Raw genomic sequence first — 7,457 nt, 5'->3', positions numbered from 1 at the left:
GATGTACGCCTGGAACGCGGCGGCCGGGGCGCCCGGCAGCTCACGGGTGATGGTCAGCTCGCCCAGGTTCTCGGTCATCTCGGTGTCTCCTCCGTGGTCGCGTTGTCGCTTTCACAGGGGTAGACCGGGGCCGCGTCGAGAACTCATCGCTGTTCGCGGAAGTTCTTTCGGCGAGTTTCCCGGGGCTGATGAGCACGCGCTCCCGAACGGTGAGGCGTCGTGCTCCGCCGCAACGCTTCCACTGAGCGAGGGTGCCGCTCCGGGCCTGTGGACCGACCCGGAGCGGCACCCTCGAATGTCAGTCGGCCAGCGGGAGGTAGACCCGGCTGCCCTGGGCCTTGAACTCCTCGGACATGGCCTGCATGCCGGCCTCGGCGTCGGCGTCGAACTCGCTGGAGACGGCCGTCGACCCGTCGCCGTGCTCGTCGCGGATCTTCTGGGAGATCTTCATCGAGCAGAACTTCGGGCCGCACATCGAGCAGAAGTGGGCCGTCTTGGCGGGTTCGGCGGGGAGGGTCTCGTCGTGGAAGTCGCGAGCGGTCTCCGGGTCGAGGGCCAGGTTGAACTGGTCCTCCCAGCGGAACTCGAAGCGGGCGTCGGAGAGGGCGTCGTCCCAGGCCTGGGCGCCGGGGTGGCCCTTGGCGAGGTCGGCGGCGTGGGCGGCGATCTTGTAGGTGATCACGCCGGTCTTGACGTCGTCCCGGTTGGGCAGGCCCAGGTGCTCCTTGGGGGTGACGTAGCAGAGCATCGCGGTGCCCCACCAGGCGATCATCGCGGCGCCGATGCCCGAGGTGATGTGGTCGTAGCCGGGGGCGACGTCGGTGGTGAGGGGGCCGAGGGTGTAGAAGGGCGCCTCGTCGCAGATCTCCTTCTGGAGATCCATGTTCTCCTTGATCTTGTGCATCGGGACGTGGCCCGGGCCCTCGATCATCACCTGGACGTCGCGCTCGCGGGCGATCCGGCCCAGCTCGCCGAGGGTCTGCAGCTCGGCGAACTGCGCCTCGTCGTTGGCGTCCGCGATCGAGCCGGGGCGCAGGCCGTCACCGAGCGAGAAGGTGACGTCGTAGCTCGCCAGGATGTCGCAGAGTTCCTCGAAGTTGGTGTAGAGGAAGTTCTCCTTGTGGTGCGCCAGGCACCACGCGGCCATGATCGAGCCGCCGCGCGAGACGATGCCGGTCTTGCGGCGCGCGGTGAGCGGGACGTACCGCAGCAGCACGCCGGCGTGGACGGTCATGTAGTCGACGCCCTGCTCACACTGCTCGATGATGGTGTCGCGGTAGACCTCCCAGCTCAGGTCCTCGGCCTTGCCGTCCACCTTCTCCAGCGCCTGGTAGAGCGGCACGGTGCCGATCGGCACGGGGGAGTTGCGCAGGATCCACTCGCGGGTGGTGTGGATGTTGCGGCCGGTGGAGAGGTCCATGACGGTGTCGGCGCCCCAGCGGGTGGCCCAGGTCATCTTCTCCACCTCCTCCTCGATCGAGGAGGTCACCGCGGAGTTGCCGATGTTGGCGTTGATCTTCACCAGGAAGTTGGTGCCGATGATGGCCGGCTCCACCTCGGGGTGGTTCACGTTCACCGGGATGACGGCGCGGCCGCGGGCCACCTCGTCGCGCACGAACTCGGGCTCCAGACCCTCGCGCAGCGCCACGAACTCCATCTCCGGCGTCACCACGCCCCGCTTGGCGTAAGCGAGTTGAGTGACGGCCACACCGCCGCGACCGCGCAGCGGTCGGCGCGGTCGGCCGGGGAAGACGGCGTCCAGGTTGCGCAGGTTGCCGCCGCGCGGCGAGGTGTGCTTGATCCCGTCGTCCTCGGGGCGCGCCTCGCGGCCGTCGTACTCCTCGACGTCGCCGCGCTGGCGGATCCAGGCGTCGCGCAGGGCGGGCAGGCCGCGCCGCACGTCGGGCTCGTAGGCCGGGTCGGTGTACGGGCCGGAGGTGTCGTACAGCGGCACGGTCCTGCCGTTGGTGAGCTGCACCTCGCGGTAGGGCACCCGCAGGTCCGGGCGGGACCCGTCCCGGTAGGCCTTGCGCCAGGCCGGGGTCGGGTAGCCGGTGCGCTCGCTGCTGGGGGTGCTCTGGGCAGACTGCGGCTGTGCTTCGAACGTGGTCATCTGACCTCTACTCCCTACGCCGGCATTACCCGGTCCAGGTTCCTGCGGTCGACGCAGCCGTCGGTCCGTCCGTCGACGTTCCGGTCAGCGCCCTCTCAGCCCGGTGCTCCGAGCTCCCGCGTCGCAGGCGGTGTTGCCTGCACATGACGCCCAACACCGTAGCGAGCCGATCGCCGCAGGTCCAGAAGGCCTCCGAACCGAAAATCCGGCCGAAAAGGCCGAGGCCCGGCCCCCGCTCACGGGGTGCCGGGCCTCCGGGGTGCTCCGCCGCGGTCCGCGCGGCGGAGCGGATTCAGCTCTTCGCGGCCTTCTTCACCAGGATCACCACGGCGGCCGCGATGCCCACCACGACCAGCAGCTTGATCAGGATGCTCAGCAGGGCACCGACCACGCCGAAGACGAAGGCGATGATGTTCCACGCCAGCACCAGGACCAGCACCGGGATGACGATGTTGCGCACCCAGGAGGGCAGCGACTTCCAGAGCTCAGCCATGTCGGTTCCTCTTCTCCCCTCGGGCCGGCTGCCGACTCGGTGCCGCATCCCGCTTGCTTTCGATGCTTCGATCGTACGGTGGTCGCAGCCCCGGAACGAGGCCCAACGGCCCGGAGAGAACCCCGAGATCACCCCGATCCCCACCCCCGGGGAGACCCCCGAAAAAATCCTTCCGCCGGCCCTACAACCCAGCGCGGATTCAGGTGTCCAACAGGTGCCGAGCTTTTCGGAACAGCCCGTACGACAGCCTCACCGGGGGAACCAGACATGCGTGTCCGCAGCACCACCACCCTGACCGTCCTGAGCGCCCTCAGCCTGAGCGCCCTCAGCCTGACCGCCGCCCCCGCCCTCGCCGCTCCGGCCGCCCCGGCCGCATCGACGGCCTGGGGCGACAACGTCACCGCCGCCGGCGGCTTCGTCGGGATGAGCCCGACCCGCGTCCTGGACACCCGCGAGGCCTACAACGTCCCGAACGGCATGGTGCGCCCGCTCGCCGCGCAGGAGTACTACACGACCCCGCTCGTCGCGTTCAGCTCCCACATGCCGCCCACCACCTACCCGGTGGTGCCCGCCGACACCACGGCCGTGGTGATCAACGTGACCGCGACCAACCCGACCGCGAACGGCTACCTCTCGCTCAGCGCCGCCCCGGGGGCGCCCGGCAGCAGCCCGGCCGCTTCCAGCCTCAACTTCGCACCGGGCCAGACGGTCTCCAACCTGGTCACGGTCGCGGTCACCCCGGGCACCAGACCGACCATCACCGTCTTCAACAGCGCCGGCACCACCGACGTGGTCCTCGACGTGGTCGGCTTCTACCGCCCGGCCGCCACCGACCGGCACACCGCGCTGACCCCGACACGCCTCGCCGACAGCCGCACCGACGGCACCGGCCCGCTCGGCTGGGGCTCGGTCCGGACGATCCAGGTCGCCAAGCCCGAGCTGGGCACGGCCGACGCCCACGCGGTGGTCCTCAACGTCACCGCCACCGACCCCACCATGAACAGCTTCCTGACCGTCTACCCGGACGGGCCGGCGGGTCGCCCGTACCAGGGCTCCAACGTCAACTTCCTCGCGGGCCGGACCGTTCCGAACCAGGTGGTGGTGCCGGTCGGCGCCAACGGGACGATCGACATCTACAACCACGTCGGCTCGGTCAACGTGATCGTCGACCTCGTCGGCTACTACGGCCCCTCGGGCACCAGCCTGTTCCGCGCCCTCAAGACGCCCGTCCGGACCTCCGACACCCGCGTCACCGGGTCGCCGCTGGCGGCCTACTCGACCGAGCAGGTCCCGGCGGTCGCCTCCGACGGCTCCACCCCGGACGTCACGGCCGTCGAGGCCAACACCACGGTCACCGACGTCTCCAGCCCCGGGCACCTCACGGTGTTCCCGGGCGGGAACACCGTCCCCGACACCTCCACCGTCAACGTCGACCCCGGCCTGACCGTCGCCAACTCCGCGACCACCGGGGTGGCCGCGGACGGCACCTACTCCATCCACAACCACGGCGGCCCGGTGGACGTCATCACCGACCTGACCGGCTACTTCACCACCAGCTGAGCGAACCGGCGCCGGGCCCGCCGTCCGAGCACCTCCGGACGGCGGGCCCCTGCCGCGCGGACGTCAGACCGGCCAGCGCTCCCCGCGCCAGGCGGCGTCCCAGAACATCCACTCGTAGCGCGAGGTGGTGACGAAGTGCTCGACCACCTTGCGGCGCTCAACGGCGGAGAGCTCCTCGCCGAGCCGGTCGGTGAGCGCCAGCACCCGGCGCACCACGGACTGGAAGGCCTCGTCGCCGTAGGTGGCGATCCACTTGGCGTACAGCGGGTCGGGGGAGCCCTGGGCGAGCAGCGCCTCGCCGACCCGGGCGTAGATCCAGTAGCAGGGCAGCACCGCGCCGAGCGCCTCGGCGAAGGACCCGCCGTAGACGGTGGCCAGCAGGTAGCTGGTGTAGGCCCGGGTGGTGGGCAGCACCGGCTCGGCGGCGGCCTCCTCGGCGGTGCCGCCGAAGGCCGTGAGGAACTCGGCGTGCATGCCCTGCTCCGCGGCCAGCGCGCCGACCGCGTCGCCGGCGAAGGCCCGGACGTCCGCCTCGCCGGGTGCCTTGGCAGCGCAGACGGCGAGCGCGCGGGCGTAGTCGCGCAGGTAGTGCGAGTCCTGGACGACGAAGTGGCGGAAGGCCTCGCGCGGCAGGGTGCCGTCGGTGAGGCCGCCGATGAAGGGATGGGCGAGGATCTCGGCGTAGACCGGCTCGATCGACGCCCAGAGTTCCTCGGTCAGGGTCCTGGTGCTCATGCTGCGACCCTAAGCGCTCAGTCCTCCGGCGGGGAGAACACCACCAGCACCCGCAGCTCCTCGGTGATGTGGTGGAACCTGTGCGGGGTGCCGGCCGGCACGTACGCCACGGTACCGCGCGCGACGGTCGCGGTCTCGGCGCCGACGGTCAGCTCGGCGCGGCCGCTGATCACCTGGTAGATCTCGTCCTGCTCGTGCGCGGTCTGCGGGTCGGTGTCGCCGGGGGAGAGCGCGTACAGCCCGGCGGACATCCGCGGCTCGCGCAGGAAGCGCAGGTACGCGCCGTCGTTGGCCGCCCGCTCGGCGTCCAGTTCGTCCAGCCGGAACAGCTTCACCGCTGCCGTCCTCCCTCGTCCGTCCACCGCGTGGACCAGGTGCATTCAACACCAACTCGTCCGACGGGAGCTTCCCCCCGGGCTGGGCGCCTGCCAGGCTTGGGCCGCATGAAGGGTTTCGTCATCAAGACACTGATCAACGCGGCGGCCATCTGGGTCGCCGCCTGGATCGTCAGCGGCATCCAGCTCGGCGAGGGCAGGGCCGACTGGCAGCACAAGGCCCTGACGGTGCTCGCCGTCGCCGTGGTCTTCGGCGTCATCAACTGGCTGATCAAGCCGGTGGTGAAGCTGTTCTCGCTCCCGCTGTTCATCCTCACGCTCGGCCTGATCACCTTCGTGATCAACGCCCTGATGCTGCTGCTGACCTCCTGGGCGTCCACCAAGCTGTCGCTGGACTTCCACGTGGTCAACTTCGGCTCCGCACTGGTCGGTTCGCTGATCATCAGCCTGGTCGCCTGGGGCCTGCACCTGGCCCTGGACGACGACTGACCACCGCCGTGCGCGGATCCGAAGCGGCCCGCGCACGGATGCGAAAGGGGCCCGTGACCGGGTGGCTCCACCCGGTCCGGGCCCCTTCGTCGTTCGGAACGCCGAACGGATGCACCCGACCGGTCGGCGTTTCGATCCCCGCCCGGTGCGGGAGACTCCCGCACAACGCTCCAGCCCCGGAGGTCGCCATGGGCCCCGACAACCGCACCCCGCCACCGCGCCCGGTCGTCAAGCGCACGGCCCGGGCGATCCTGCTGGAGCTGGACCCGGACGATCCGCACGGCCCGGCCTCGATCGTGCTGATCCGACGGGTCCGGCCCGGGGCGGCGCACCCGTACTGGATCACCCCCGGCGGCGGGGTCGAGCGCGACGACCGGACGGTCGTCGAGGCGCTGCACCGCGAGGTGGACGAGGAACTCGGCGGCAAGGTCGTGGACGTGGTGCCCGCCTTCGTCGACACCATCAGCCACACCCACCACGACGACGGCACCCTGCTGCACCCGCACGGGGTCAAGGTGCAGCACTTCTTCGTCTGCCGGCTGGCCTCGATGGACCTCAGCCGCCGGCACGGGCCCGAGGTGTCGGACCCGAACGGCGAGTACGAGGTGGTCCGGCTGCCGTTCACCCGCGAGGGCGTGACCTCGGTGAACGTCGTCCCGCCCAAGCTGCGGGCGTACCTGGCGGCCAACATCGAGGGCATCCGCGCGCTCCTCGCACCCGACCTGGGGTGATCACCGGGAAGCCAGGTCGCCCACCAGGTCGTGCCGGATCCGCCCGGCCGGCACACCCGCCCGCAGCAGCGCCTCGACGCCGCGGCGGACCATCGCGGGCGGCCCGCTGAGCACCGCGTCGCGGCCCGCCCAGGAGCCGAACCGGCCCACCACCTCGGGAAGTTCACCGGTCAGCGCACCCTCGCCCGACCCGGCGCCGGACAGCACCGGCCGCACGGTCAGCCAGGGGTTGCGGGCGGCCAGCTCGCGCAGCCCGTCCAGCGCGTACAACTCGGCGGCGCGGCGGGCCCCGTAGAACACCTCGACGCTGCGGCCGGACACACCGTGCTCGGCCGCCTCCTCGACCAGGGCGCGGATCGGCGCGATGCCGGTGCCGCCGCCGAGGCAGAGCAGATCGGCGCCGGCGCCGTGGTCGACGGTCATCTCGCCGGCCGCCGGGCCCAGCCGCAGCACGTCCCCGGGCGCGGCCCGGTGCACCAGCGCGTTGCTCACCCAGCCCGCCTGGACGGCCTTGACGTGGAAGGTCAGCAGCCCGTCCGGACGGGGCGCGGCGGCGAAGGAGTAGTGCCGCCAGACCCGCGGCCACCAAGGCGTCTCCAGACTGCAGTACTGGCCGGCCCGGAACGGGTACGCCTGGTCCGGGCGGACGGTGACCACCGCGACGTCCCGGGTGCGGCGCTCGTGCCGAACCACCTCGCCCTGCCACCAGGGCGGCGAGGTGCGGGCGGCCTCCTCGGCGGCCTCGATCATGATGGTGGAGATCAGTCGGTAGGCCCGGCGCCAGGCCAGCTCGGTGTCGGCGTCCCAGCGGCCGCCCGCGTACCTGGCCAGCGCCTGCACCAGGCATTCCCCCACCGGGGCGTAGTGGCCGGTCAGGGTGCCGTAGCGGCGGTGACCGCGGCCGAGCGCGCTCAGCCCGACGCGCAGCGCCGCCGGGTCCTCGGCGCCGCGGGCGGCGGACAGCAGGGCGCGGAACAGCCGGTCGCGCTGGACGTCCATGG

General features: G+C 71.5%; 8 protein-coding genes and 1 riboswitch. Of the genes, 3 read left to right on the top strand and 5 right to left on the bottom strand.

The window, feature by feature from the left end:
- Nucleotides 1-298 precede the first annotated feature (298 nt).
- Nucleotides 299-2,113 (bottom strand): phosphomethylpyrimidine synthase ThiC, encoded by a 1,815-nt coding sequence (gene thiC, locus ACFVWU_RS16875; protein WP_387620934.1) that lies wholly within the window; start codon nucleotides 2,111-2,113, stop codon nucleotides 299-301.
- A riboswitch (TPP riboswitch) is annotated at nucleotides 2,108-2,243 on the bottom strand. (Overlaps the previous gene by 6 nt.)
- 162 nt (nucleotides 2,244-2,405) lie before the next feature.
- Nucleotides 2,406-2,606, bottom strand: a complete 201-nt coding sequence (locus ACFVWU_RS16870; protein ID WP_380608924.1) for a DUF5326 family protein — start codon at nucleotides 2,604-2,606, stop codon at nucleotides 2,406-2,408.
- A 267-nt stretch (nucleotides 2,607-2,873) separates the two neighbouring features.
- On the opposite strand from ACFVWU_RS16870, the gene ACFVWU_RS16865 reads away from it, so the two are divergent.
- Nucleotides 2,874-4,166 carry a hypothetical protein gene (locus ACFVWU_RS16865; RefSeq protein ID WP_387620932.1) on the top strand — a complete coding sequence of 431 codons (1,293 nt, stop codon included), beginning with the start codon at nucleotides 2,874-2,876 and terminating at the stop codon, nucleotides 4,164-4,166.
- A gap of 63 nt (nucleotides 4,167-4,229) precedes the next feature.
- Here the strand turns inward: ACFVWU_RS16865 and tenA are convergent, their stop codons facing one another.
- Together tenA and ACFVWU_RS16855 are read right to left on the bottom strand one after the other, a co-directional pair.
- Entirely contained in the window at nucleotides 4,230-4,901 is a 672-nt protein-coding gene (tenA, locus tag ACFVWU_RS16860; protein WP_387620930.1) for a thiaminase II, read from the bottom strand.
- A gap of 17 nt (nucleotides 4,902-4,918) precedes the next feature.
- Nucleotides 4,919-5,236, bottom strand: coding sequence for a cupin domain-containing protein (locus ACFVWU_RS16855; protein ID WP_387620928.1), 318 nt, complete (start codon nucleotides 5,234-5,236; stop codon nucleotides 4,919-4,921).
- A 108-nt stretch (nucleotides 5,237-5,344) separates the two neighbouring features.
- Here ACFVWU_RS16855 and ACFVWU_RS16850 point away from each other — a divergent pair, with 108 nt between their 5' ends.
- On the top strand, nucleotides 5,345-5,725 hold the full coding sequence (locus ACFVWU_RS16850; protein ID WP_387620926.1) for a phage holin family protein: 381 nt from the start codon (nucleotides 5,345-5,347) through the stop codon (nucleotides 5,723-5,725).
- Between the two features lie 188 nt (nucleotides 5,726-5,913).
- Nucleotides 5,914-6,456 carry an NUDIX domain-containing protein gene (locus ACFVWU_RS16845; protein ID WP_387620923.1) on the top strand — a complete coding sequence of 181 codons (543 nt, stop codon included), beginning with the start codon at nucleotides 5,914-5,916 and terminating at the stop codon, nucleotides 6,454-6,456.
- Here the strand turns inward: ACFVWU_RS16845 and ACFVWU_RS16840 are convergent, their stop codons facing one another.
- Nucleotides 6,457-7,455 carry an FAD-binding oxidoreductase gene (locus tag ACFVWU_RS16840; RefSeq protein WP_387620959.1) on the bottom strand — a complete coding sequence of 333 codons (999 nt, stop codon included), beginning with the start codon at nucleotides 7,453-7,455 and terminating at the stop codon, nucleotides 6,457-6,459.
- Nucleotides 7,456-7,457 lie beyond the last annotated feature (2 nt).

Origin of the sequence: Kitasatospora sp. NPDC058190 (assembly GCF_042883685.1) — a bacterium.
Lineage (GTDB): Bacteria > Actinomycetota > Actinomycetes > Streptomycetales > Streptomycetaceae > Kitasatospora.
The sequence above is the reverse complement of the archived record's forward strand: the minus strand, read 5'-3'. Positions and strand labels throughout refer to the sequence as shown.